The 23,036-nt window shown below is 44.9% G+C and carries 27 protein-coding genes and 2 riboswitches; of the genes, 13 read left to right on the top strand and 14 right to left on the bottom strand.

Annotation, left to right across the window (positions count from 1 at the left end):
* The first annotated feature begins 94 nt into the window (after nt 1-94).
* The gene (locus tag E3D00_RS04755) at nt 95-268 is read left to right on the top strand and encodes a DUF1328 domain-containing protein (RefSeq protein WP_141460421.1); all 174 of its coding nucleotides are present in this window, start codon (nt 95-97) and stop codon (nt 266-268) included.
* Here E3D00_RS04755 and E3D00_RS04750 read toward each other — a convergent pair.
* Genes E3D00_RS04750 through mlaD form a run of 4 tightly spaced genes read right to left on the bottom strand, consistent with a single transcriptional unit; the run spans nt 265 to nt 2,210 of the window.
* Nucleotides 265-762, bottom strand: coding sequence for a disulfide bond formation protein B (locus tag E3D00_RS04750; RefSeq protein WP_141460419.1), 498 nt, complete (start codon nt 760-762; stop codon nt 265-267). The genes E3D00_RS04755 and E3D00_RS04750 overlap by 4 nt on opposite strands.
* A gap of 18 nt (nt 763-780) precedes the next feature.
* Nucleotides 781-1,461 (bottom strand): DUF2155 domain-containing protein, encoded by a 681-nt coding sequence (locus E3D00_RS04745; RefSeq protein ID WP_141460417.1) that lies wholly within the window; start codon nt 1,459-1,461, stop codon nt 781-783.
* Nucleotides 1,462-1,470: 9 nt separating this feature from the next.
* Nucleotides 1,471-1,686 (bottom strand): hypothetical protein, encoded by a 216-nt coding sequence (locus E3D00_RS04740; RefSeq protein WP_141460415.1) that lies wholly within the window; start codon nt 1,684-1,686, stop codon nt 1,471-1,473.
* The gene (gene mlaD, locus E3D00_RS04735) at nt 1,683-2,210 is read right to left on the bottom strand and encodes an outer membrane lipid asymmetry maintenance protein MlaD (RefSeq protein WP_141460413.1); all 528 of its coding nucleotides are present in this window, start codon (nt 2,208-2,210) and stop codon (nt 1,683-1,685) included. Before mlaD ends, E3D00_RS04740 begins: the two co-directional genes overlap by 4 nt.
* Nucleotides 2,211-2,405: 195 nt before the next feature.
* On the opposite strand from mlaD, the gene E3D00_RS04730 reads away from it, so the two are divergent.
* The 9 genes from E3D00_RS04730 to E3D00_RS04690 all read left to right on the top strand — a co-directional run bounded on the left by E3D00_RS04730 (nt 2,406) and on the right by E3D00_RS04690 (nt 9,374).
* Nucleotides 2,406-3,935, top strand: coding sequence for a TSCPD domain-containing protein (locus E3D00_RS04730; protein WP_141460411.1), 1,530 nt, complete (start codon nt 2,406-2,408; stop codon nt 3,933-3,935).
* A 150-nt stretch (nt 3,936-4,085) separates the two neighbouring features.
* Complete coding sequence (locus tag E3D00_RS04725; RefSeq protein WP_141460409.1) at nt 4,086-4,451, top strand: AtpZ/AtpI family protein; 366 nt, start codon at nt 4,086-4,088, stop codon at nt 4,449-4,451.
* Nucleotides 4,429-5,178 (top strand): F0F1 ATP synthase subunit A, encoded by a 750-nt coding sequence (locus E3D00_RS04720; protein WP_141460407.1) that lies wholly within the window; start codon nt 4,429-4,431, stop codon nt 5,176-5,178. Before E3D00_RS04725 ends, E3D00_RS04720 begins: the two co-directional genes overlap by 23 nt.
* A 55-nt stretch (nt 5,179-5,233) precedes the next feature.
* Complete coding sequence (locus E3D00_RS04715; protein WP_141460405.1) at nt 5,234-5,458, top strand: ATP synthase subunit C family protein; 225 nt, start codon at nt 5,234-5,236, stop codon at nt 5,456-5,458.
* Nucleotides 5,459-5,466: 8 nt separating this feature from the next.
* The gene (locus E3D00_RS04710) at nt 5,467-6,027 is read left to right on the top strand and encodes a F0F1 ATP synthase subunit B family protein (protein ID WP_141460403.1); all 561 of its coding nucleotides are present in this window, start codon (nt 5,467-5,469) and stop codon (nt 6,025-6,027) included.
* An 11-nt stretch (nt 6,028-6,038) separates the two neighbouring features.
* Nucleotides 6,039-6,539: a F0F1 ATP synthase subunit B family protein gene (locus E3D00_RS04705; protein WP_141460401.1), complete on the top strand. Its 501-nt coding sequence runs from the start codon at nt 6,039-6,041 to the stop codon at nt 6,537-6,539.
* An 8-nt stretch (nt 6,540-6,547) separates the two neighbouring features.
* Nucleotides 6,548-7,297 (top strand): glycosyltransferase, encoded by a 750-nt coding sequence (locus tag E3D00_RS04700; protein ID WP_141460399.1) that lies wholly within the window; start codon nt 6,548-6,550, stop codon nt 7,295-7,297.
* 53 nt (nt 7,298-7,350) lie between these two features.
* Nucleotides 7,351-9,003, top strand: coding sequence for an ArnT family glycosyltransferase (locus E3D00_RS04695; RefSeq protein WP_141460397.1), 1,653 nt, complete (start codon nt 7,351-7,353; stop codon nt 9,001-9,003).
* Between the two features lie 59 nt (nt 9,004-9,062).
* On the top strand, nt 9,063-9,374 hold the full coding sequence (locus E3D00_RS04690) for a YggT family protein (protein WP_141460395.1): 312 nt from the start codon (nt 9,063-9,065) through the stop codon (nt 9,372-9,374).
* Nucleotides 9,375-9,387: 13 nt separating this feature from the next.
* Here the strand turns inward: E3D00_RS04690 and E3D00_RS04685 are convergent, their stop codons facing one another.
* The 4 genes from E3D00_RS04685 to E3D00_RS04670 all read right to left on the bottom strand — a co-directional run bounded on the left by E3D00_RS04685 (nt 9,388) and on the right by E3D00_RS04670 (nt 13,459).
* Entirely contained in the window at nt 9,388-9,603 is a 216-nt protein-coding gene (locus E3D00_RS04685) for a hypothetical protein (RefSeq protein ID WP_141460393.1), read from the bottom strand.
* Nucleotides 9,604-9,631: 28 nt separating this feature from the next.
* Nucleotides 9,632-10,510 carry a hypothetical protein gene (locus E3D00_RS04680; protein ID WP_246091501.1) on the bottom strand — a complete coding sequence of 293 codons (879 nt, stop codon included), beginning with the start codon at nt 10,508-10,510 and terminating at the stop codon, nt 9,632-9,634.
* 245 nt (nt 10,511-10,755) lie between these two features.
* Nucleotides 10,756-12,219, bottom strand: a complete 1,464-nt coding sequence (tldD, locus tag E3D00_RS04675) for a metalloprotease TldD (protein WP_141460391.1) — start codon at nt 12,217-12,219, stop codon at nt 10,756-10,758.
* 76 nt (nt 12,220-12,295) lie between these two features.
* Entirely contained in the window at nt 12,296-13,459 is a 1,164-nt protein-coding gene (locus E3D00_RS04670) for an aminotransferase (RefSeq protein ID WP_141460389.1), read from the bottom strand.
* A 461-nt stretch (nt 13,460-13,920) separates the two neighbouring features.
* On the opposite strand from E3D00_RS04670, the gene glnA reads away from it, so the two are divergent.
* Both glnA and E3D00_RS04660 read left to right on the top strand, forming a co-directional pair.
* Nucleotides 13,921-15,303 (top strand): type I glutamate--ammonia ligase, encoded by a 1,383-nt coding sequence (glnA, locus tag E3D00_RS04665; RefSeq protein WP_408909364.1) that lies wholly within the window; start codon nt 13,921-13,923, stop codon nt 15,301-15,303.
* A gap of 108 nt (nt 15,304-15,411) precedes the next feature.
* A complete protein-coding gene (locus E3D00_RS04660; protein ID WP_141460385.1) occupies nt 15,412-16,032 on the top strand; it encodes a trimeric intracellular cation channel family protein in 621 nt (206 codons plus the stop codon).
* Between the two features lie 18 nt (nt 16,033-16,050).
* Here E3D00_RS04660 and E3D00_RS04655 read toward each other — a convergent pair whose 3' ends face one another.
* The 4 genes from E3D00_RS04655 to gcvT form a co-directional block, all read right to left on the bottom strand.
* Nucleotides 16,051-16,263, bottom strand: a complete 213-nt coding sequence (locus E3D00_RS04655) for a heavy-metal-associated domain-containing protein (RefSeq protein WP_141460383.1) — start codon at nt 16,261-16,263, stop codon at nt 16,051-16,053.
* A 35-nt stretch (nt 16,264-16,298) separates the two neighbouring features.
* Complete coding sequence (gene gcvP, locus E3D00_RS04650; RefSeq protein WP_141460381.1) at nt 16,299-19,136, bottom strand: aminomethyl-transferring glycine dehydrogenase; 2,838 nt, start codon at nt 19,134-19,136, stop codon at nt 16,299-16,301.
* 69 nt (nt 19,137-19,205) lie between these two features.
* Complete coding sequence (gene gcvH, locus E3D00_RS04645; protein ID WP_141460379.1) at nt 19,206-19,568, bottom strand: glycine cleavage system protein GcvH; 363 nt, start codon at nt 19,566-19,568, stop codon at nt 19,206-19,208.
* An 18-nt stretch (nt 19,569-19,586) separates the two neighbouring features.
* Nucleotides 19,587-20,720 carry a glycine cleavage system aminomethyltransferase GcvT gene (gene gcvT / locus E3D00_RS04640; RefSeq protein ID WP_141460378.1) on the bottom strand — a complete coding sequence of 378 codons (1,134 nt, stop codon included), beginning with the start codon at nt 20,718-20,720 and terminating at the stop codon, nt 19,587-19,589.
* Nucleotides 20,721-20,786: 66 nt separating this feature from the next.
* A riboswitch (glycine riboswitch) is annotated at nt 20,787-20,852 on the bottom strand.
* Nucleotides 20,853-20,855: 3 nt separating this feature from the next.
* Nucleotides 20,856-20,947: riboswitch (glycine riboswitch) on the bottom strand.
* 103 nt (nt 20,948-21,050) lie between these two features.
* On the opposite strand from gcvT, the gene E3D00_RS04635 reads away from it, so the two are divergent.
* Nucleotides 21,051-21,353, top strand: a complete 303-nt coding sequence (locus tag E3D00_RS04635; RefSeq protein WP_141460376.1) for a putative quinol monooxygenase — start codon at nt 21,051-21,053, stop codon at nt 21,351-21,353.
* 56 nt (nt 21,354-21,409) lie between these two features.
* On the opposite strand, the gene speE is transcribed toward E3D00_RS04635, so the two are convergent.
* Both speE and speD read right to left on the bottom strand, forming a co-directional pair.
* A complete protein-coding gene (speE, locus tag E3D00_RS04630) occupies nt 21,410-22,276 on the bottom strand; it encodes a polyamine aminopropyltransferase (RefSeq protein ID WP_141460374.1) in 867 nt (288 codons plus the stop codon).
* Nucleotides 22,277-22,345: 69 nt separating this feature from the next.
* Nucleotides 22,346-22,825 carry an adenosylmethionine decarboxylase gene (speD, locus tag E3D00_RS04625; RefSeq protein ID WP_141460372.1) on the bottom strand — a complete coding sequence of 160 codons (480 nt, stop codon included), beginning with the start codon at nt 22,823-22,825 and terminating at the stop codon, nt 22,346-22,348.
* Nucleotides 22,826-23,036: the final 211 nt, after the last annotated feature.

Below are 23,036 nucleotides of genomic sequence, written 5' to 3'. Positions count from 1 at the left end.
ATAAACTTTTAGAGAACTACACCGTTCAGACTTCCTATCTCACAGAAATTTCTCTTACATAAACTAACAATTTCTAGACTATAGGGTAAATGTCATGGATCTACTACGCTGGACTGTTGTTTTCCTAATTCTTGCTTTACTAGCTGGATTGCTCGGTTTTACAGGAATTTCTTCTGACTTTGCTTATATCGGAAAAATTCTCTTCTTCATATTCGTCATTCTCTTTGTGATCAGCCTCATATTCAAACGCGGGCAGCCTAAACTTTAATTTCTAAAGAGTTTTTTGCTCTTTAGAAAAGCGATCACAAACACAAAACAAGCATACAGGCCTCCTGTTTCTGTCATTGAAATAGGAAGGCCGAATAAATAATCCGGCGAATCACACGGTTTATTAGGACGAGCCGGCATCGCCGCCATCCAGTCTTTAAAAGATCCCCCTTTAAAAACTGGGGCACGGCATTCTGACGCAGGGCTAGCCCATAATTTATGTTCCACTCCTGCATGCAAAATCGCTAACCCTACACTCACCAGTAAGCAGACCAGTCCTAGAGCAACAGGATATTTAGCGTATTTCCTTGGCGCTATGAACGAAACCACACCGAGAAGAATTAATACTCTCCAAGGCCATCTTTCCCAAAGACACAACTCACACGGAGCCAAATGCAAGTAATGTTCGGCCCAATACACAATCCCCAGCGCAAAAATACTCGCTAAAATATACCAAATTCCTATAAATTTTTTTGTATCAAGATGTAATTTCATACATGTCTCTTAAATGTTTTATTGTAATCCCGGGTCCGCTTCTGGAGGCGGCAAACTATCATTCTGAGGTTTTTCAGGCGCTGGAGAACTATTGGTTGTCGGAGCCAATGATATTGGAGCATGAGTTTCAGGTGCCAGAGGAATAACTTGTTCTTCGTTATTTCTAGCTGGAGCCGAAGCTGATGCTGAAGAAGAAGCATTATTATCTCCCCCCTCATCATTGGTGACTGCATGATTAGTAATTGAAGGCGCTTTAACTTCCGGTAACGGCCCTGCTTGAGGGGCTGTTGTCCCTCCAGAACATCCCACTACTCGAACATCATAAAGTGGGCTCCCGTAAGAAGCCAAGGAAGGCTCGTTCTTGAACATCCACCCATCAAACGGTTTTCTGGATGCATCTCCTTGATCATGCAAATGCAACAGAACGGCCGTATCCTCAGGCAACGTTTCGGGGCGGGAAAGACACGTCTCAACCTGAACCGATAACGTTTTATAAGAAGCACTACCTCCTACAGGAACTGTTAGCTCTTCTAAATGAAAATCCAACCGATCCAAGACACGTACCACAGCCTGAGTATGCCCCTGCCATGTATTGGCCGGATACATAACAGGCGGAGCAATGCCCGTGCCTCCGTATGCAACTGAACTCAATCCAACAAAACCCAACAACAAGCAAGAAGAACGAAAAAACGCTGCCATAACTGAGTGCTAACCTTTATGTGTTGGATCTTTCAGATCATTCAACATCGCTTCAAATGAACGCCGCATACCTTCTGGGGTAACCCCCATCAAAACACCGTCTTCAAACGCATCCTGTAAAACTTGACGTATCTCGTCTTCATTTTCCCGTAAAACACGCAATTTTTCCACACACGAAACAGGTGATCCTTCTTGATCTACCCAATATGTATGAATTGGTTTCACTGCCCGTTCGTCTCAGAGTTGGCTTTTGCTTTTTGAGATTTCTGTAATGAATCTGTGACAGAGAAAATAAACTTACTCAAAAGCTGTTCGAGACTAATCGACCCCTGCGTTTCGGTAATCACACCCCCTGATTTCACAGTCGCATCCGCCCCGCCAGGAGAAAGAGCGATGTATTTTCCACCCAACAAACTATCTGATGTGATAATAGCCGCAGAATCAGTCGGAAGTTTTACACTTGGATTCAATGTAAAAGTCACTTGTGCCTGGAATGTTTTAGGGTCGACCTTTTCAGAATCAACATGACCAACTGTAATCCCAGCCAACCGAACGTCTGACCCAACCGTTAGTCCATCGATCTGGCTAAAGGAGGCTTTCACAGGATAGCCACCATCACTTCCACGGTGGTGTCCCACCATCGCCAGCACCAACAGTCCTCCCAACAAAGCCAACACAACAAGACCAGCTAACAATTCCAACCGATCATGACGGGCGGTAGGACGCGTTGATGCAGTAGCAACACTCATGACATTCCCTTTATTCAGACTATTCCTTAAAGATTTAGCGAACTCTTATGCACTCGTCCAACACTCTCTCAATCCTATCATAAAATCTCCTTCTGAATTTTATCCCCTATATCCACGTATTCCAATCCATTATTGCCCTTTTAAAAGGGTTTTTCCATCTTCCCGACACGTCATGAAGAGCTTAGATTCTTCCTTATGACAGCTCGACTTCACTGGACCGGCGTTCGCATGAGGACGCTAACGGTCACCACCGACCCTGATGACAGCCTCCCACGTTCTGTCATCTTTCCGACCGTATGGGATGATGATGCGGCGCAAGCCATTGCGCAACTCACCCCGCATGAAGGTCCCATACGTCTGGCAACCGAAGCAGCACGATGGGTGGACATGTTAGATGCCCTTCCAGCGCCAGATGCCAGTGAAGGCGAAGGCGAAGGTGAAGCAGCCCCTATCAATTTAGGGAGAAGCTTGTCTTATCTCTTATTGATGAGACAAATTGCTCCTAATATTGCTCTCTGGCAAAACCGCCCTGATGAAACTCCAGGGTTTGTGGTTAAACTCTCCAGTTTTGTTCAGGATGGATGTTTTGCTTCCGAACATTATATCGCGTGCATCAAACTTGCATGCAGCGCTCTGCGGCGTTTACATTCTGCAACTCGTGCAGAACGTAGTGGAGAGCTTCCTTTATTTGATGTCCCAACTGTCCCTGCCTGTGAAACAGCAGGGCTAATCCTGCTCTCAGACCTCGATGCATGCCTTGCCAATATGGGATTGGACTACGATAGTAACGCAGGCCGTCAGGTCGCTCGCGCTGTTTCTGCTGTTGCGACAAGTATTGCTCGCGCAGGGACGCGGCTACCTGCTGTTAAAATTCCCACTTCAGATATTCCTGACTTGGAAAAGATAACACAAGCCACGAACCAAGCTTTCCCTGACAAGAACCTCGCCATCATTGAAACTGGATTTTCCTCTTCAGGCCCGATCGACGCAATCTTAGGGGTAGAAGCGTGCGGGTTAGCCCCCATTTTCTCTCCACTACAGGAAAACGGGCATCTCCGAGCGTCGACTCTTGCGCGCTTATCCCATAAAGGGCTTACGGTTGAAACTGCTTTAGCTATGGCTATTTCGGGGGAAAACCCACTCCCCCCCACCAACCCACATGCCCATCATGACATGCAGCAAGCCCTCTCTGGTTATGTGGACTTTATGCCAGAATTACCTGAGCCAGACTTGGTCGATCAAAAAGCCAAACTTGCACGTGGCATTAGGCGCCCTCTCCCGCTCCGACAGAGTGGATTTACGCAAAAAACATCCGTTGGCGGCCATAGTTTATTTATGCGTACGAGTGAGTTCGAAGATGGAACCTTGGGAGAAATTAGCATTACCCCTCCCAAAGAAAGCCCTATGGCAAAAGGTTTAATGGACTGCCTCGGTCATGCTGTCAGTATTGGTCTGCAATTCGGCGCACCACTAGAAGCTTTTGTTGAACGATTCGCTTACACCCGGTTTGGTCCAGCTGGCACGGTGGAAGGAGATCCTAAATCTGCATATGCTTCTTCTATTGTCGATTATGCTTTCCGAACTTTATCTGAAGCTTATCTTGGCGTGCACATGCCGGATGCACCTCAGCAAGAAAAATATTTAACCGACCAATCTCCTATGCTGCCTTTTGACGGTGCTCCAAAGCCTCCTCACCGAAATAGCCGTCTGAAACTGGTAAGCTGACAATTTTTCATGGTCGATTTTTATATTAAAGCGAGAGAAAGATTGACAGTAAGCATGCGTCCCGCTAGCTAGCGCCTGCGTTGTAAATTAATTCTTATCCATAGTTTGCTCTTTGGAGAAGGATTGCGCAGGGTTAAGGATTGCAATCGCGTGGAACAAAACAGTTCTGGTGATGGACATAATTTTGACAAGCGCCTTCAGGCTGCCGATCATAAATTAAATCCTCGCTTGAAAAAGTCCTCCGCGGAATCATCCGATGATGGAACGACAACATCTTCGTTTGGAATTGCACTCCGTGTCGGGACTGAGCTTATTGCCGGTTTGGCGGTCGGTGTTCTTATTGGATACTTCTTAGACCGTTGGCTAGGTTATCGAGCTTTATTTCTGATTATCTTTGCCCTACTGGGTTGTAGTGCCGGCATGTTAAATGTCTGGCGAGTTGTGAATGGGCCAGGCATGATGTCTGCGCCAAAAGAAGACGGGAGAAGCCAGCGTGGCAGCCGGATCAACGATTGATGCGCTCGGGCAATTCGAGCTCCACCCTGTTCTAGGATCGTTAGGGGAAGCCCTACGCTTCTCTCAATCCCCTCTTTTTATGTTAATTGCTGTAACCCTTGTTCTCGCATTCCTGTTCATTGGGATGCGTCCAGGTGCAGTTGTTCCAGGTCGTTTACAAGCCGCGGCTGAAATCTGTTATGATTCAGTGCACAAGCTTGCAATTGACACCATGGGCGAAAAAGGGGCCACTTTCTTCCCGTTCATATTTGCCCTTTTCTTTTTTATTCTCGCAGGTAACTATCTCGGCTTATTGCCATTTTCGTTTACTTTTACCAGCCATATCGCTGTTACTCTTGCTTTGGCTCTTACGGTATTCGTAATCTCGATACTTGCGTCTCTTCGCTTCCAAGGTCTCGGCTTTTTTAAGCATTTCATGCCAGCAGGTGCACCAGTCTGGTTGGCTCCTCTGCTTGTTCCTATCGAGATTCTTTCTTTCCTTTCTCGCCCTGTCAGCTTGTCGATCCGCTTATTTGCCAATATGGTCGCCGGTCACGTGCTGTTAGAGGTGTTTGCCGGCTTCACAATTATGCTCGCAAGTTTTGGATTTATCGGCCATGTTCTGGCTGTTGCTCCAATTGCGATCAATGTTGCGTTGACGGCTCTTGAGCTGCTGGTGGGTGCTCTTCAAGCATACGTTTTTGCTATCCTCACCTGCATCTATCTCCGCGAGGCGATCGCTCACTGAGCGACGTCAAGTCTAACTCTTTAACTGTTTCGACCTCTTCTAAGGAACCTGATTAATGGACGTTCAAGCTGCTCGTGAAATTGGCGCTGGCATTGCTGTTATCGCACTCGCTGGCGTAGGTATCGGTCTGGGTAACATTTTCTCTACTCTTGTAGGGTCAATCGCTCGTAATCCAGCTGCTCGCCCACACGTGTTTGGCCTTGGTATGCTTGGCTTTGCTCTTACTGAAGCGATTGCTCTTTTTGCCCTTCTTATCGCTTTCCTAATTTTGTTCTCCTGAGGTCATTCATGCGCCGCATGCCACGTTTTTTCCAGTTCGCCGTTCCTTTGGCGGCCGTGCCGGGCCAAGCTGTGGCTGCGGGCATGCCTCAATTGAACTTTCATGACCCTCTTGTTATCGGCCAAGTCGTTTGGGGGGGCGTCATTTTTGCCGGTTTTTACATTATCCTCAGCCGTTCGGCTCTTCCAAAAATCGAAAATGTAATCGCCAACCGGCGCTCACGCATTGAGAATGATCTTAATATTGCGCGTCATGCAAAAGACGAAGCAGATCGTGCAAGTGCTGAGCTCTTTAAAACTCAATATGAAGCTTCCGCTCAAGCGAAAGCAAATATAGAGCGCATTCAAAATGAAGCTCGTCAAAGTGCTGAAGCCTATACGGCGGAAGCGAATAAGCGCCTTGAAGCTGAAATCAAGAATGCTGAGTTAACCATCAATCAATCTCGCGAAAAAGCTCTCGCAGAGCTGCCTGAAATTGCGTCCGAGACAGCTAAAAATCTTGTTGAACGTCTTATCGGTCATAAAGATGACACAGCTATTTCTGATGCTGTCAAACGCAATAGCATTTAAAGGGGATAAAAATGTTTCATGATCCTCGGTTCTGGACGGCGACAGCATTTGTCGTTTTTTTTCTCCTTTTTGGCCGTAAACTGTGGGCAGCACTTTCCTATCATTTAGACGCACGCGCTGAAGGTATACGTAAGGATCTGGATGAAGCTGCTAAGTTACGTCGTGAAGCAGAACAAATGCTTGAAGATGCAACGCGTGAACGTGAAAAAACGCTTGCCGAAGCTAAAGAGCTTTTAACCCGCTCTGAGCAAGAAGCCGCAGCTCTTGCAGAAAAAGCACGTCGCGACGCAGAAGAAACTGCTGCTCGTTTCGAGAAAATGGCTCGTGATCGAATCCAAGCTGCAGAACGCGCAGCTATTCGGGATGTAAAAGATTACGCTATGAAAATTGCTCTATCTGCATCAAAAGAAGTTATTACAGAGCATCTTTCTCAACAATCTGAAGTCTCAACTCAACTTGTTGATAAAAGTCTTCAAGCTCTACCAGAAGCTTTGCGTCGTTCAGCCGCTTGAGTGCTATCATGTCTGCCTCTGAATTAAACACGCCCAAGACACTGTCTATTGTTACGGCCGTTTTAAATGAGGCAGATAATATCATCCCAGTTTTTCGAGAAATCCAAAACGTTCTTCCTTCTTTACCAGATCATACAGAGATTATAGCCGTTAATGACGGCAGCACAGACGACACTATCAACAAACTGCTTTACGTTCGCGAAAACTTTATTCCCAACCTAAAGATTATCAGTCACCCTTCCCGATTAGGTAAATCGGCCTCACTTCGAACAGGTATTACGGCTGCTTCTGGTGATTGGATTGCAACGATTGACGGAGACGGGCAAGATGACCCTTCGGCAATCGTTACTATGTTTAAGCTTGCAAGCCAGTCCAACTTTACACACCCCTTGGTTGTCGGGGTTCGTAAAAAGCGAAGTGACCGTTTATCAAGACGTTTCGCCACACGTTTTGCCAACGGTCTTCGTCAAAAACTTCTTCAGGACGGCTGCCCAGATACAGGTGCGCCTTTAAAGCTTTTTCCACGAGAGCTTTTTCTACAGATCCCTCAATTTGAAGGCGTACATCGTTTTTTACCGGCCTTATTAGGGCACTATGGTGCAACTTTAATTTGTCATGAAGTCAAGCATCGTGCGCGCTTACATGGCTCCTCCAAATATACAAACTTTAACCGTGCTTTGGTCGGTATCCGTGATCTTCTGGGAGTAATGTGGCTTCAAAACCGTACCAAACTCCCTAAGACAATAAAAAAACACTAAAGAAAAACCTTAAATTCTCCGATGTTCTTCTTCACTCGGGGCGGAGCTTCTTAATGAAACTAACATTCCGGCACTATGCTCTTCTTGGAATTGTTGCTTTCCTATTAGCTCTTGCTGGGCGCACAACTTTGCCTCCCCTTGATCGTGATGAACCACGATATATGGAAGCCTCAGAGCAAATGATAACGTCAGGTAATTACATTGACGTTCGTTTTCAGGATAAGCCTCGATATCTCCAACCAGCAGGAATCTACTGGCTAGAGGTCGCTTCTACAAAAATTTCTCAGCATATTTTGGGACCTCAAGTCCTGCGACAAACATGGCCTTATCGTATTCCAAGCCTTATTGCAGCAGCGCTTATCATTCCTCTAACAGCTTGGCTGGGATGTCTGCTTTTCGATGGCATAACAGGACTGCTCGCAGCAGGTCTGTTAATGACATCAACGTTATTTGTTGCCGAAAGTCACATGGCAACTATCGATACTGTTTTGCTTCTTGATATTTTATCGACAGAAATCTTAATTTTCCTCACCTTTAAATCAGAAAAAAGAAATACTCCTACCCCATTACCTATCGCTATCGGTTACTGGGTGACGATGGGATTAGGCCTCATGCTAAAAGGCCCGGTCGTTTTAATCCCAGGGCTCGCAACACCTATATGCTTATCTTTTCTTGAAAAAAATTATCGCTGGCTCAAAGGGTTTCGCCCTCAATGGGGCTGGCTCGTTATGTTTGCAATCGTTTTGCCATGGTGTATCGCAATCGAAATTGTAAGCCACGGTGATTTCTTCTCCAAATCTATTGGTCGAAACTTTTTAGGAAAAGTGGCCCATGGACAAGAGGCACATGGCCTGCCTCCGGGGTTTCATTTAGCCGTATTTGCTTTGGCCTTTTGGCCGGGGTCTTTTTTTACCGCCTTAGCTCTTCCTAAAATCTGGAAGAATCGTAATCTCACGAGTGTTAAATTTCTTATCAGCTGGATTATTCCTCATTGGCTCGTTTTTGAAGCCATCGCCACAAAACTCCCTCATTATGTACTCCCCACTTATCCTGCTATTGCCATATTAACCGCGGCATCCCTTACAGTATGGAAGCAAATGCCCCTCCCACGTTGGGCAAAGTTTTTATTCTCTCTGTATGGTCTGATCTGGATTAGTCTTGGTTTATCCTTCTGTTTTGCCGGCTCTATACTTCTTTACACATTTGAGCATAGTTTTTCGCTAACAGAGGGCCTCGCGGTCATCGGGGCAACGCCTCTTATGATTGGGGCTATTCTTCTCATTTATCGGAAGAAGCATTTACAAGCAGCGTTCTGTGCTATTGGAACAGCTATCATTGCGCAAGCAGGCTTGTTTTTAGGGGTTATTCCTCATCTTGAAGCCGTCAATTTATCGCCAAGAGTGGCCCAAGCATTTGAAACCATCAAGCCATGCCCAGAAAGCATACTCGTCTCTCCATCATACTCTGAACCAAGCCTTGTTTTCCTCGCTGGCGAAAAGACCAAACTTCTCAATATCGAAGATTCTGCCCATTATATTCAACAAAACCCAAAATGCAGTTTGCTTTTAATTGACAAAAAAGACATATCAAAATTCAACGCATATATGGAAAAATCTAATTTAACCAAAACCACTTATGGATCGATTAAAGGGGTAAATTATTCAAACGGCCACCATCTCGATCTTACATTCTTCTATTTCAAATAGCTTTCTGAACGAGTATAAGGCAACGTTAATAATACCAAACTTTCAATAGGCTTTTTAGAATGACTAATCCGGGCACACTTGTCGAGATTTTCAAAATTCTGATGATGCTTATTCAAGTTTTTATTTGGATTTTGTTCGGATATTGCATTCTTTCAATGCTCCTTGGTTTCCGTGTTTTAAACCCGAACAATCGATTTTTTTATGCTCTCTATAATGCATTAGCCTCCATCATAGAGCCCGTTCTCACACCCATTCGCAACATCCTTCCCAATATGGGAGGGATGGATTTTTCGCCTATGGTTTTAGTGCTTCTGATTCAGTTTGTAATCATTCCCATTTTAGAGCATTTTTTTCTAGCTCTATTAGGGTAAAGTCCAAGCATCTTTAACGACGCATTTTCCGCCAGATATCTTCAAGAGCTTCGGCTAAAGTCTCAAAAAACATCCCCTCCTGCTCATCATACTCAGGAGGGTGAAGATAAGCTTTCCATCCTTGGGAAGGAACTCGCTCAACACGAATTCCCCAGTCTTGAGGGATACGACTTAATACTCTTTCTATCCGAACCTGTTCTGTCAGAGGCTTGGCGTAGTTATGAGCCATCGTTATATCCTCTTAAGGTAAAACTCTTTTAGAAAAACAAGTTCAAAGCAACCTGCGGCATCAAACTCCTTGAAGTATTATGTCCACTAAAAGGAATAATAATACCTGACAATATGCCCATATTAGGAGTCCAGCTATATTCTAAGGCTGGACCAATGTTATAGGATGTCGACCAACCTGAATGCGTCGAAATTCGACTATTGGTTTTAGCATAGACCCCATCAACGCGGTTCGATCCAGACCAAGTTCCATATAGATCTAAAGCTGCAACTAAACGTTTTGTGAATCCAAACTCCAAAGAGAATCCTTCATTTCCGAAAGCACCTGGATGAGCTGTTCCTTCAAAGCCCGTCGTCGTACCATAGCTCGTAATATCATGCAGATGTGGGGACGAAACAGGTTGACGTTCCTGAACCCAAACACGCAAACGAGCACCATGGCCGAATACATTATAAAGAGACTGGCTCTGTAAACCAAACCGCATAAACCATGCGCCTGTTCCGACACCACTTTGTGGTTTAGCTAAACCTCTATACGCACCTGTTGGAGCGATAAAGCCTAAGTAAACTGTAAACGACGGTTTATAATGTGTTGGGTTGGCTTTTATTAAATTATACTGCAACTCCAACGGTAAATCATTAAATTGATCTCCCGTTGCCTGTTGTCCATGTCCCCAGCTTTTAGTCAACGTTGGCAGAGAATTAAGTGCTAATCTATCTGTTATCCCATACTTAACAACAGAATATTGAACTAACGTTTTCTGACCTGGCGCAGGGCTTATTCTCCCTTTAGAATCAAAGCGCTGCCATGGGTCAGTCACCTGAACATATGGCTCTAGAGATAATGAACCTTGTGGATAAGCAGGCGACGGAGCATAAAGCGATCCTGTGTACCACACAGTTGGCACATGTTGCGTTGCAGCATTTGCAGAGGAAAAAGCAGCCCATGCAAGCCCAATGCCCCCTACTAAAGGAGCAACTCTGCGACTAAAGGAAAGGGAAAATAATGTGCTAATCGTCTTACACCATTGTTGTTGAGTGGAATATTGCGATCAATATTACTATTACGTAATTTTCCCTCATTAACAAGAGTTAACCATAATATTAATAAATTTATTTTATAACTTTAAAAACAAAAATCAGAGAAACAGCACTAAGCTGTTCCCCCTACCGTTAAGCTTGATAGCTTTAGTGTCGGTTGCCCGACGCCAACAGGAACTCCTTGGCCAGCTTTGCCACATGTTCCTATCCCTGGATCAAGCTCAACATTAGTTCCAATCATGGATATCTGATTCATCGCATCAGAACCATTTCCGATCAAAGTTGCGCCTTTCACGGGGCGCGTCACTTTTCCGTCCTCAATTAAGTATGCTTCAGACGCAGCAAAAACAAACTTTCCAGATGTAATATCAACTTGTCCGCCACCGAAATTAACGGCGAACAATCCACGCTTCGTCGAACGGATCATTTCTTCTGTTGTATGCTGCCCTTCTAACATTAAGGTATTCGTCATACGTGGCATGGGAGTATGTTGATATGATTCCCGTCGACCATTCCCTGTTGGGGCGACGTTCATTAATCGAGCATTTTGCCGATCCTGCAAGTATCCTTGTAGAATGCCATCTTCAATCAAAACAGTTCGGCCCGTAGGTGTACCTTCATCATCCACACTGAGGGAGCCACGTCTTTCTGGCAGCGTTCCGTCATCAATAACCGTCACACCCGGAGAGGCCACTCTCTTTCCGACCATTCCAGTAAAGGAGGACGTTCCCTTTCGGTTAAAGTCCCCTTCCAAACCGTGGCCCACAGCTTCATGCAAGAGAATACCAGGCCAGCCAGCACCAAGCACAACATCCATTTCTCCAGCCGGTGCAGGGGCAGCTTCAAGGTTTAGCAAAGCCTGTCTTAATGATTCGTCGACAGCAGATTTCCACACATCTGGAGTTAACAAACGATCCAACGCATAACGACCGCCTTGGCCATAACTCCCACTTTCACGCCGGCCATTCTTCTCCACAACAACCGAAACATTCAACCGGACCAATGGACGCAAATCAGCAATACGATCCCCAGAGTCTGCCCGGCGCATAATTTGAACGGCCTGCCACTCAGATGAAATACTTGCACTCACCTGTACGACACGCTGATCTTTTCCTCGCGCATAGGCATCAATTTCACTCAAAACAGCGGCACGTTGAGCAAAATCACTTCCCTCAAGAGGGCGTGTATCAGCATATAATTGCCGGTTTGTGGGGTTTGGCGCAGGCGACATAACCCCACTTCGCCCCTGTCTTACTGCGCTCACCGTTTTAACGGCTCTTTGCAAAGCAGCCTTACTCATATCATCAGAATGAGCAAAAGCTGTTTCAGCGCCTAAAACTGCCCGCAAACCAAACCCAGATGATGTTGTGAAATTTGCAGAACGAATGGTTCCGTCATCAAGGGCGATGCCTTCATTCTCACGATATTCTAAAAACAACTCCCCATCATCGACCCCTGTCAGCGCCTCAGTCACCAGTTTTTCGGCATCATCCCGTGTCAAATGAGAATCAGGACGCTCAAAAAACAACGCGTCTGTCGTTGCCAAAGCCCCGAGCGTATCTATCGCTGTAACCATGTCTTTTCTTCTCCGGGGGCTATAATGTTTAAGTCTTTCTAAGATAATCTTACTTTATTAAAATAAAAGGGCGCAATCACATCAAAGCTTTTTCCATTTGTTTTAGGGCTTTTTCTAACACTTCCATTTTTTTGCAGAATGCAAACCGGATCATATTTTGTGGCGGCTGCCGCTCATGTGCATCATAGAAAGCAGACACTGGAATGACAGCTACACCCGCATGCTCAACAAGCCATTGCGCAAACTCTACGTCCGACTTCTGGCCTGCGTGCGCCGAAATGTCTGCCACCAGAAAGTAACTTCCATCAGAAGGCAAGGTTTGGAAACCCAAACGATGAAGGCCATTCCTTAAAAAATCACGCCGTTTTTCAAGCTCCGTTGAGAGGTCTTGATAATACGCATCATCTTTATTCAGAGCATATGCTACAGCACGCTGCAAGTTCGGGGCGGTTGAAAAAACCAAGACCTGATGGGCTTTAGCAATAACTGAAATCAATGCAGAAGATGCTGTAATATAACCAACTTTCCATCCCGTTAAGGAAAAGCTTTTCCCTGCACTCCCAATCCTCACGCACCTGTCACGCATTTCAGGAAGCGTCATTAAGGGAATATGTTTCACGTGGAACGTAAGGTGCTCATAAACCTCGTCACACACCACAAAGGCATCATACTCACGGACCAGCCTTGAGATCACCTCCAACTCTTCGTAAGAAAAAACCTTCCCGGATGGGTTCATTGGAGAGTTTAAAATCATGGCTTTTGTTTTGGAACTAAAAGCCTTGCGCAACTCTTCCTCAGACAGTTTCCAATCTGGAGGATTTAACCGAACACATTTCGGAATAGCCCCGACCATCTTCAGCATTGGTAAATATGTATCATATAAAGGTTCAATAAGAACCACTTCATCACCCGGCTCGATCAAAGCCATAAAGCAGGCCGCCAGTGCTTCTGTCGCCCCCGATGTGACCATAACTTCCGTCAGCGGATCAATCTCCAATCCGTAAAACCGTTGATTTGAACGCGCTATCGCCTCTCGTAACTCCGGAAGGCCGACCAAGGGGGCGTATTGATTTTTGTGATCTTTTAAAGCTTCGGCAGCAACATCAATAATATCAGACGGACCTTCTGTGTCTGGAAAGCCTTGCCCTAAATTGATGGCCTGATGTTTAACGGCCAGCTGTGACATTAATGTAAAAATTGTTGTCGGTAATTCTGTAAGATATGAATTAAAATGCTTCATATAAATATAATACCTCGTACCGTATTCATGACCTCTATTATATCACAATTCGAAACGTTCCAGATTCGGTTCGATCCATGACGCCCTTAATGTAAGATACTCCGTCTTATATCTCTTACCTACCCCGACAAAGATTTTTTTTGCAAAAAATGGCCGTTAACTAACAACTATACGAAAAGTTTATATTTTTTTTCAGGTTTAAAAAATAACCTGATTTAGTAGCAATCCCAATAATTCAATGCGTTAGACGAGAAAAATCCCATAAAATATCTCAACCTTCATACTCGACAGAGAGGCAATTGTCCCGTAATCGTTTTGTAGCCGTTTACAAGATGCAAGGCGACAGATCGATGGCAAAAAAATCTTCTACTTCCTCTTCCTCAAAGTCTAAAACAAAACAAAATCCTATTGTAGGTAAACCTCATACTCCTAATCCTGAAGCGGTAGCACGCGTTTTCGAAATGATTCAGGAACATGCAGCTGAATTTGTCGATCTTCGCTTCACAGATCCCAAAGGCAAGTGGCACCATACCACACAAACTGTTTCCACAATCGAAGATGATACCTTCGTTGAAGGCTTCATGTTTGATGGCTCTTCAATCCAAGGTTGGAAAGCCATTAATGAATCAGACATGGTTCTTCTTCCTGATCCAGAAACAGCTGTTATGGATCCCTTCTCTGCAAAGCCACAGCTTATCCTTATTTGTGACATTGTAGATCCAAAAACAGGTCATTTTTATAACCGTGACCCACGCTCTACAGCAAAACTTGCAGAAGCTTATTTAAAAGAAGCTGGTTTTGGTGACACAGCTTTCTTTGGTCCAGAAGCTGAATTCTTCATCTTTGATAATGTACGCTTTGGCACAGGCCAAAACTACGGTCTTTACCAGCTCGATAGCATTGAAGGCCCTGGCTCTTCCATGAAAGAGTTCCCAGAAGGGAATATGGGACACCGCCCTACGATCAAAGGGGGATATTTCCCTGTTCCACCAGTGGATAGCGAAAATGACCTTCGCGCTGAAATGCTCTCAACCATGGGCGAAATGGGGCTTCCTATTGAAAAGCACCACCATGAAGTTGCTCAATCCCAGCACGAACTTGGTACGAAGTTTGCAACACTCGTGAAATCTGCTGACTTCATGCAGATCTACAAATATTGCGTTCACAACGTTGCTCACTCCTACGGCAAAACAGCAACATTTATGCCAAAACCAATCTCGGGCGATAACGGTTCGGGCATGCATGTGCATCAATCCATTTGGAGAGATGGTAAACCAGCTTTTGCAGGCGACAAATATGTAGGCCTTTCAGAAGAAGCGCTCTACTACATTGGTGGAATCATTAAACATGCGAAGGCCCTTAACGCTTTCACAAACCCTTCCACCAACTCCTACAAACGTTTAATCCCAGGCTTTGAAGCTCCTGTGCTTCTGGCTTACTCAGCAGCGAACCGCTCTGCTTCGTGTCGTATTCCTCATGCGACAAGCCCTAAAGCAAAGCGTGTTGAAGTTCGCTTCCCTGATCCTACAGCCAATCCATATCTCGCATTCTCCGCAATGCTAATGGCAGGGCTTGATGGTATTCGTAACAAGATCCATCCGGGCGATGCTATGGACAAGGATCTATACGAACTTCCTAAAGATGAACTCGCACAAATTCCTACTGTTTGCGGTTCTCTGCGCGAAGCTCTCGAAGCTCTCGAAGCGGATCATGCCTTCCTTCTTGAAGGTGGTGTTTTCACAAAAGATCAAATCGAAAGCTACATCGCGATTAAATGGCCAGAAGTTTACAAATTCGAGCACACACCTCACCCGGTTGAGTTCGAAATGTACTACTCTGTTTAACCTTGAATTTTGTGCTCAGCTTTTATAGCTGGGCACAAAACCAACTGCTTCTCAAACACGTTATAACATTTCCCTTTTCTGTCGCGTTGCGCTAACTAGCGAAATGTTATGTTTTCCTCTTCTCTCTCTCATTCTTTACTCCCCTTACTTGATATAGCGGGGACAGCTGTTTTTGCTATTTCTGGCGCACTTGCGGCCGCGCGTGAAAATCTTAACATCGTTACTTTTATTTTTTTCGCAGCAATTACAGGTGTAGGCGGCGGCACAGTCCGAGATCTGCTTATCGGTGCACCCGTTATCTGGATGCATAACTCAACCCCCCTTGCCGTTTGTGTTGTTTGTGGTCTTATTATTTGGTTCACACCAAGCCGAATATGGCCAGCAAAAGCCATCGATTGGTTCGATGGTTTAGGAATTGCCGCCTACAGCGTTTTTGGAACAGCAAAAGCTATCGCATATGGCGTTCCTTTATTGCCTTCTATTATTATGGGAATTGTCAGTACATGCATGGGAGGTATATTCCGTGACATGCTTGCGGGTGTTCCCTCAATTGTTGTTCGCCCGGAGCTCTATGTAACAGCTGTTGCGCTTTCTTCGGGAAGTTATGCTTTATTATATGAACTTGGCTGCAATATTTATGTTGCCACCGCAATCGCTGTTCTAGCAGGCTTTGGGTTGCGCGCCCTTGCACTATGGAAAGGGCTCGGTCTTCCTCACTATCAAAGATGAGTGCGTAGTTGCACTCACTCAAGCAACAACATCAAACCCCACATCTTCAACAGTTTCTTTAAGCTGTTTAACCGAAACAGTTTGAGGATCATAGTGGATGCGCGCCAAGCCGTCCTCTAACGTTACACTTGCTTGAGATACCCCTACGACTTTACTCAAAGCGTCTTGTAACTTGTTTGAGCATCCTGTGCAGGACATCCCGTCAACCTTTATTATAATTGAATCGTTCATACCCATTTCTCCTTTTATCCTGCGATTATTAAACCTTACTCTTCCATATATTGCGATATATCTGGGCAAGAACAGATTAAATTTCTATCCCCCCACGCATTATCAAGCCGTCCAACAGGAGGCCAATATTTAATGACTTCAACACCTTGTGGAAAAGCACCTTTTTCACGGGGATAAGCGCGCGCCCATTCACCAGCTATATCCGCTATCGTATGTGGTGCAAAATGTAATGGACTTTCATCTAGCGCCATTTCGCCTTTTTCAATTTCTGTTATTTCATGACGAATAGAAATCATAGCTTCACAAAAACGATCGAGTTCTTTTTTACCCTCGGATTCCGTTGGTTCAATCATAAATGTTCCAGCAACAGGAAAACTGACGGTCGGTGCATGAAATCCATGGTCTATCAAACGCTTTGCAATATCATCGACGGATACTCCTGCTTTATCTTTCAAAGGCCGTAAATCAATAATGCATTCATGCGCTGTAAACCCGTTCTCTCCCCGATAAAGAACAGAGTACGCTCCGTCTAAACGAGCGGCGATATAATTCGCATTTAAAACAGCAACGGCTGTTGCCTGACGCAGCCCCTCATCGCCCATCATCATTATATAAGCTACCGATATCGGCAAAATAGAAGCTGAACCATAAGGAGCTGACGAAATAGTACCCCCCCCCTCACGTGGTAAATAAGGCGCTAAATGCTGCCGAACACCTATTGGTCCCATTCCTGGGCCACCACCGCCGTGTGGAATACAAAAAGTTTTGTGCAGATTGAAATGTGAAACGTCTGCCCCATACTGTCCTGGCCGAGCAAAACCGACTTGTGCATTCAAATTCGCACCATCGAGGTAAACCTGCCCTCCAGCTTCATGAACAAGGTCACAAATCTCAACAATACGTTCTTCAAAAACGCCATGTGTCGAAGGGTAGGTAATCATAATGGCGGCTATCCGGCCTTCATTCTGAGAGATTTTTTCTCTCAAATCCGCCACATCCACATTCCCATTATCATCACATGCAACAACGACAACACGCATCCCTGCCATATGCGCAGATGCAGGGTTTGTTCCATGAGCAGATGCAGGAATTAAACAGACATCGCGCTGCACATCACCCTTCGCAGCATAATATTCACGAATAGCGATAAGCCCTGCAAACTCACCTTGAGCACCTGAATTTGGCTGAAGGGAGACAGCATCATACCCTGAAATTTTACACAATGCGTCTTCAAGATACGCAAAAAGCTCTGAATAACCCTCTTTTTGTTCTTCTGGGGCAAACGGATGGATACGACCGAACTCAGGCCATGTAATTGGCATCATTTCCGTCGTAGCATTCAACTTCATGGTGCACGATCCAAGTGGGATCATCGTCCGATCAAGAGCCAAATCCTTATCGGACAACGCACGCATATAACGCAAAAGATCCGTTTCTGAATGATGCTCGTGAAAAACAGAGTGATTTAAAAAATCACCTTTTCGAAGCAAATCAGAAGGCAAGCTCTCCACGATAGATAAACTCTGTTCAAATTTTTTGATCTGTTCTTCCGTAGCACCAAAACAACGCCACAACGTACGAATAGTCTCTGGCTCTGTTGTTTCGTCACAGGAAATCGCAAAATATCCATGCTCTAATTCACGGATATTTATTTTTGCCTCTAAGGTCTTCTTCTTGATCTGCTGGGCTAACGAACCTGCATTGATCGTAATCGTATCAAAAAAGTTATCCGAGCCAATTTGGAAACCCAAATCTCTCAAGCCCGCGGCCAAAATAGAACTCAACCGATTGACGCGTTGAGCAATTGCTCTCAGCCCCTGTGGGCCATGATATACAGCGTACATGGATGCAATAATGGCAAGCAAAACCTGTGCTGTACAAATATTCGATGTCGCTTTTTCACGACGAATATGCTGTTCCCGGGTTTGAAGCGCCAATCTGTAAGCTTGTTTCCCACTCCGATCACGGGAAATACCAACTAGCCGGCCGGGAATACTACGTTTATAAACTTCACGCGTGGCCATGAAAGCAGCATGCGGGCCGCCAGCTCCCATTGGAACTCCATAACGCTGCATTGACCCTACCGCTATATCAGCCCCTAAATTCCCAGGGCTATCGAGCAAAACAAGAGCGAGGGGGTCACATGTCAGCGTTACAATTACATTCTTGGTATGTAATTTTTCTATAAGTTCTTTAGGATCCCAAACCTTACCTGATGATCCAGGGTAAGACAGCAAAACACCAAAAACATCTTCTTCTAAAAGATCACTCTTAGGGTCGCCAACCTTGATATCCCATCCCAAAGGCTCTGCTCGTGTTTTTAACACAGATATAGTTTGTGGGTGAGTATCCTGATCCACAAAAAATATATTGGATTTTGACTTGCCTACTCGCTTTGCCAAAGCCATGGCTTCTGCGCAGGCTGTTCCTTCATCTAATAAAGAGGCATTCGCAATGTCTAACCCCGTTAAATCAGACACAAGGGTTTGAAAGTTCAACAAAGCTTCCAGTCGGCCTTGACTGATTTCAGGCTGGTAAGGCGTATACGCGGTATACCATGCCGGATTTTCAAGGATATTACGTTGAATGACAGTCGGCAGGATCGTATCGTAATATCCTTGCCCTATCATGGAGGTGAAAACCTGATTGCGAGAAGCAATTTTTTTTAGCCGCGCCAAGGCTTCCTGCTCTGTTAAAGGCGCGCCAATACCATAATCATTTTTATCTAGAATAGTTCTGGGTATGGTTCGATCTATTAGATCATCTAAACTGCTTGCACCCACAACAGACAGCATCTCTGCAATTTCAGAGGTCCGAGGACCTACATGACGAGAACTGAAACGCTCATTTACTTCGGGCCATAAGTTTGTCACAGGAATATTCTCGCTCTGAATAAGTGCAGTATGAAGAGGCTCCCTCTCCGAGGGATAGCCTCATATTTTTTAAAGTGCTTTATATTGTTCCAAGCTCAACAGGCTTTTTAACTCTTCAGGCTTGGAGAGCTTGATTTTAAAAATCCACCCCTCTCCCTCTGGAGCACTACCAATCAATGTCGGGTCTTCTGAAAGTTTCGTATTAAACTCAACAATTGTTCCAGATACAGGGGCATAAATATCAGACGCTGCTTTGACAGACTCTACAACAGCGGCAACATCCCCAGCGGCAAGTTCTGTTCCGTCTTCTTTTGCCTCTACAAAAACAAGCTCTCCTAACTCCTCCGAGGCGTGAGCTGTAATACCGACAACAGCATCCTGCCCCTCTTCATGACGGATCCATTCATGAGATGATGTATAATAGAGTGTCATAATTTATTTCCTTTTCTTTTATCGTTTAAAGGCCGCAGGGACAAAAGGCATTTTTTGTACCTTAACCGGAACAAATCTTCCGCGTAATTCAGCGTACAGCAATGCTCCTTCCGCAGAGTATTCCGTTGCAACATATCCCATTGCTACAGGAGCTTTCAGAGTGGGGCCGAACGCTCCAGACGTCACCTTCCCAACACATTGAGAGCCGTTTATATCGGCATAGAGTAGTGCACCTGAGCGAATAGGCGCCTTGCCTTCTGGAAGTAAGCCTACACGCTTCTTTAAGACGCCTTTTTGCAACTGTTGAGCGATAATAGGTGCGCCCGGATAATTGCCAGCTCTTTCTCCACCCTCTCGACGTGTCTTTTGAATTGCCCAACTCAAGGAAGCTTCCACTGGAGTTGTTTCGGTATCAATATCATTGCCATAGAGACACAACCCGGCCTCTAAACGCAACGAATCACGCGCCCCTAAGCCTACCGGCAACACATCTGCAACGGCGAGGAGAGATTGAGCAACCTCTACGGCATCTTCTGAAGAACAACCAATCTCATATCCATCTTCTCCTGTATATCCAGAGCGGGACAAGGTAATTGGTATCTTCATAAAATGAGTTTCCAACACATCCATGAAGCGCATTTTTTGAGCACTGGGACAAAAAGACTTTATAATTTCTTCCGACAAAGGACCTTGCAACGCCAACAATGCACGATCAAACAGTGGGGTAATGATGCATTGGTCAAAAATTTTTGACTCTAATTGAATTAAGTCTTGCTTTTTAGTCGCCGCATTTACAACAAGCAGAAAATACTCACCGAAATGAGCAAGCATTATATCATCTAAAATTCCGCCAATATCGTTTGTTAAAAATCCATAACGCTGCTTACCTTCCGGTAAATTAACAATATCAATGGGAATTAATTGCTCCAGCGCCAAAGCAGCATCTTTTATATGTCCGCTTTTGGGAGAAATTTTAATTTGCCCCATATGGGACACGTCAAATAAACCAGCTTTTGACCGCGTGTGAAGATGCTCAGCCATTACCCCGGCTGTATACTGCAGCGGCATTTCATATTCAGCAAAAGGGACCATTTTAGCGCCGTGCTGAAGGTGAAGATCATATAAAGGCGTGCGCATCAAAGGAGTATTCATAAGAGGGTAGATCCAGCCCTAAGTACAAAAAGGCAGACGCCGCTTTTGGTAAAGAAACGTCACCCCTCCTGTCCTTTTGCCTGAGATCATTATCCCATCGGCGGACACACTTTCATGTGCCTCTCTCCAGAATTTACACTCGATTCGGTCCTTCTGCCTGAGAGTTTCCGGGGCGGTTGCTCCTTCGGCGCCACTCTCGAAGAATGGTCTCTCCCGTCATCGATTTTTAACATTTGTCAGCTTAATGCAATTCCTGCCATCATGTCACCTGAATAAAATAAGGCCCCTTCTTTTGATCTTGGAAGGGCAATCAATTTAGGAATATATTTTATGTCTGGAACATTTATCGTTATCGCTGAATTTTATGTCGAAACGAAATATAGAGCCGCTTTCCTTAAAGTATGCGCTTACGATAAAGAACGTTCAGTTCAAGATGAACCGGGGTGTTATTCATTTGAAGTAAACTCTCTTACAAGTGACCCCAATCTTATTATTTTAATTGAGTCCTATGAAAACCAAGAGGCTTTTGATCTTCATTTAAAAATGCCCCATTTTGAGAAGTTTGCGCAGGCATTAAAAGACTATAATGTCATTGAAAAAAATGTTCGTACTCTTACAAAAGAAATTCTTTAATTGAAACGAATCGACTAAACCTCTTCCTCTGCTCAAGAGGAAGAGGTTTATTAAAGTCATTTCCTAGGAAGCTGCTCATTGATATAAGGTGGCAGGTTAAAAGATCCAACGTGAATCTCTGGTGTCCAATACCGTGTTGTTCCAATAATTTTGGCTTTTTCAGCACGCTCACGAATTTGTTCAACGGTTTGAACGTTAGGAGATTGTCCTTTAGACGCCATACCCAATGTCATAAAGCCACCAACATACGTTGGAACCGCCGCGACATAAGCTGTTACGTGTGGGAAAAACTTTGCTCTACGCAAACTTGTCTCACGTAATTCATCAGCTTGCATAAAGGGCACACCGCACTGATTAACGATAATCCCTTCATCTGACAGAATCCGTGCACAATCACGATAAAACTCATCCGTAAATAATACTTCACCCACTCCGATTGGGTCCGTACTATCAACGATAATCACATCAAACGATGCGTCTTTTGCCTTGGCGACGTAATCTATTCCATCACCAACAATGACCTCTGCACGAGGGTCATTCCATGCATCTCCCGCAATATTAGGGAGATGCTTCTTGGAAAGCTCAATAACAGCACCGTCAATCTCAACCATGACGGCTTTTTCTACGGTGTCATGCTGTAAAACACGCCGCAAAACACCACCATCCCCTGCGCCAATAATCAGAACACGCTTCGCATGGGGATGAGCAAGCATAGGAACATGCGTTAACATTTCCTGATAAACGAATTCATCTCGTTCTGTTATCTGGATAACGCCATCCAAAACGAGAACCCGACCATGACTAGAACTTTCAAAAACAACAACATCTTGAAAGTCTGACTTTACACGTGCGAGTTCACGCGTAACGAGAAAACGCTGTCCCCAATTTGGGTACAAAGTCTCGTTTAGCCATGTTTCAGCCATGGTCATTAATTCCTTTATCGAATTTTAAAGAAAAAATGAGGAGGGAAAGCCTCCTCATTCAAGTAAGATTTAAGCTACGTCTGCTTCTCTCTTTTGCACACGACCACGACGCATTGAATCAACCTCTATGCGACCGGCTTGAAATAAACGCTGCATGACTGGGATCGATAAGTTAGGATCACACACGCCACACATAAATACGTCAACCGCTGCAAAATTACGCTCAGGCCACGTATGAATAGAAATATGGCTTTCAGCCAAAACGATCACACCAGAGACTCCACCATTTGGTGTGAAATGGTGAAAGTGGCTATGCAGAATAGTAGCCCCTGCTGCTAGAGCAGATTCACGAAGTGTTTCATCAATACGCTGCGGATCATCAAGATTTTGGGCATCCCAAAAATCGATCAGCAAATGATTGCCAGCATAACGCTCGCCATCACGTTCAATGAAATAATCTTTACGTTCATCCTCAACAGAATGAACTTCGCTGTTCTGGATATCTCTCGGGAGTCCCGATACCATCCCCAGTTGAGCAAGTGCGTTCATCACGTACCCCCAAACCAGTAGACAGCCTGTTGGGCGAAAACGCCCCCTTGGGCCAGGAAGGCCGACTGATAAAACCCTTGGTCGATATATGCAAGAGTTTTTTACGATTTTCTTGAATATGTCACATAACTTACAGGCTAATACGTTATGTGACACCGTATAGGCTAAATTACCAACAGAGCTTTTTTCTGATTCTGCTAATAATTTAGCC

This window comes from Swingsia samuiensis (genome assembly GCF_006542355.1).
Taxonomy (GTDB): Bacteria; Pseudomonadota; Alphaproteobacteria; order Acetobacterales; family Acetobacteraceae; genus Gluconobacter; species Gluconobacter samuiensis.
Note: the sequence above shows the minus strand (reverse complement) of the source record. Positions and strands in the feature narration are given on the sequence as shown.

Excerpts from the sequence above, each read along its gene's own strand:
- E3D00_RS04755 (WP_141460421.1), top strand. The coding sequence starts at position 95 with ATGGATCTACTACGCTGGACTGTTGTTTTCCTAATTCTTGCTTTACTA.
- E3D00_RS04750 (WP_141460419.1), bottom strand. The coding sequence starts at position 762 with ATGAAATTACATCTTGATACAAAAAAATTTATAGGAATTTGGTATATT.
- E3D00_RS04745 (WP_141460417.1), bottom strand. The coding sequence starts at position 1,461 with ATGGCAGCGTTTTTTCGTTCTTCTTGCTTGTTGTTGGGTTTTGTTGGA.
- mlaD (WP_141460413.1), bottom strand. The coding sequence starts at position 2,210 with ATGAGTGTTGCTACTGCATCAACGCGTCCTACCGCCCGTCATGATCGG.
- E3D00_RS04730 (WP_141460411.1), top strand. The coding sequence starts at position 2,406 with ATGACAGCTCGACTTCACTGGACCGGCGTTCGCATGAGGACGCTAACG.
- E3D00_RS04715 (WP_141460405.1), top strand. The coding sequence starts at position 5,234 with ATGGACGTTCAAGCTGCTCGTGAAATTGGCGCTGGCATTGCTGTTATC.
- E3D00_RS04710 (WP_141460403.1), top strand. The coding sequence starts at position 5,467 with ATGCGCCGCATGCCACGTTTTTTCCAGTTCGCCGTTCCTTTGGCGGCC.
- E3D00_RS04705 (WP_141460401.1), top strand. The coding sequence starts at position 6,039 with ATGTTTCATGATCCTCGGTTCTGGACGGCGACAGCATTTGTCGTTTTT.
- E3D00_RS04700 (WP_141460399.1), top strand. The coding sequence starts at position 6,548 with ATGTCTGCCTCTGAATTAAACACGCCCAAGACACTGTCTATTGTTACG.
- E3D00_RS04695 (WP_141460397.1), top strand. The coding sequence starts at position 7,351 with ATGAAACTAACATTCCGGCACTATGCTCTTCTTGGAATTGTTGCTTTC.
- E3D00_RS04690 (WP_141460395.1), top strand. The coding sequence starts at position 9,063 with ATGACTAATCCGGGCACACTTGTCGAGATTTTCAAAATTCTGATGATG.
- E3D00_RS04685 (WP_141460393.1), bottom strand. The coding sequence starts at position 9,603 with ATGGCTCATAACTACGCCAAGCCTCTGACAGAACAGGTTCGGATAGAA.
- tldD (WP_141460391.1), bottom strand. The coding sequence starts at position 12,219 with ATGGTTACAGCGATAGATACGCTCGGGGCTTTGGCAACGACAGACGCG.
- E3D00_RS04670 (WP_141460389.1), bottom strand. The coding sequence starts at position 13,459 with ATGAAGCATTTTAATTCATATCTTACAGAATTACCGACAACAATTTTT.
- glnA (WP_408909364.1), top strand. The coding sequence starts at position 13,921 with ATGATTCAGGAACATGCAGCTGAATTTGTCGATCTTCGCTTCACAGAT.
- E3D00_RS04660 (WP_141460385.1), top strand. The coding sequence starts at position 15,412 with ATGTTTTCCTCTTCTCTCTCTCATTCTTTACTCCCCTTACTTGATATA.
- E3D00_RS04655 (WP_141460383.1), bottom strand. The coding sequence starts at position 16,263 with ATGAACGATTCAATTATAATAAAGGTTGACGGGATGTCCTGCACAGGA.
- gcvH (WP_141460379.1), bottom strand. The coding sequence starts at position 19,568 with ATGACACTCTATTATACATCATCTCATGAATGGATCCGTCATGAAGAG.
- gcvT (WP_141460378.1), bottom strand. The coding sequence starts at position 20,720 with ATGAATACTCCTTTGATGCGCACGCCTTTATATGATCTTCACCTTCAG.
- E3D00_RS04635 (WP_141460376.1), top strand. The coding sequence starts at position 21,051 with ATGTCTGGAACATTTATCGTTATCGCTGAATTTTATGTCGAAACGAAA.
- speE (WP_141460374.1), bottom strand. The coding sequence starts at position 22,276 with ATGGCTGAAACATGGCTAAACGAGACTTTGTACCCAAATTGGGGACAG.
- speD (WP_141460372.1), bottom strand. The coding sequence starts at position 22,825 with ATGAACGCACTTGCTCAACTGGGGATGGTATCGGGACTCCCGAGAGAT.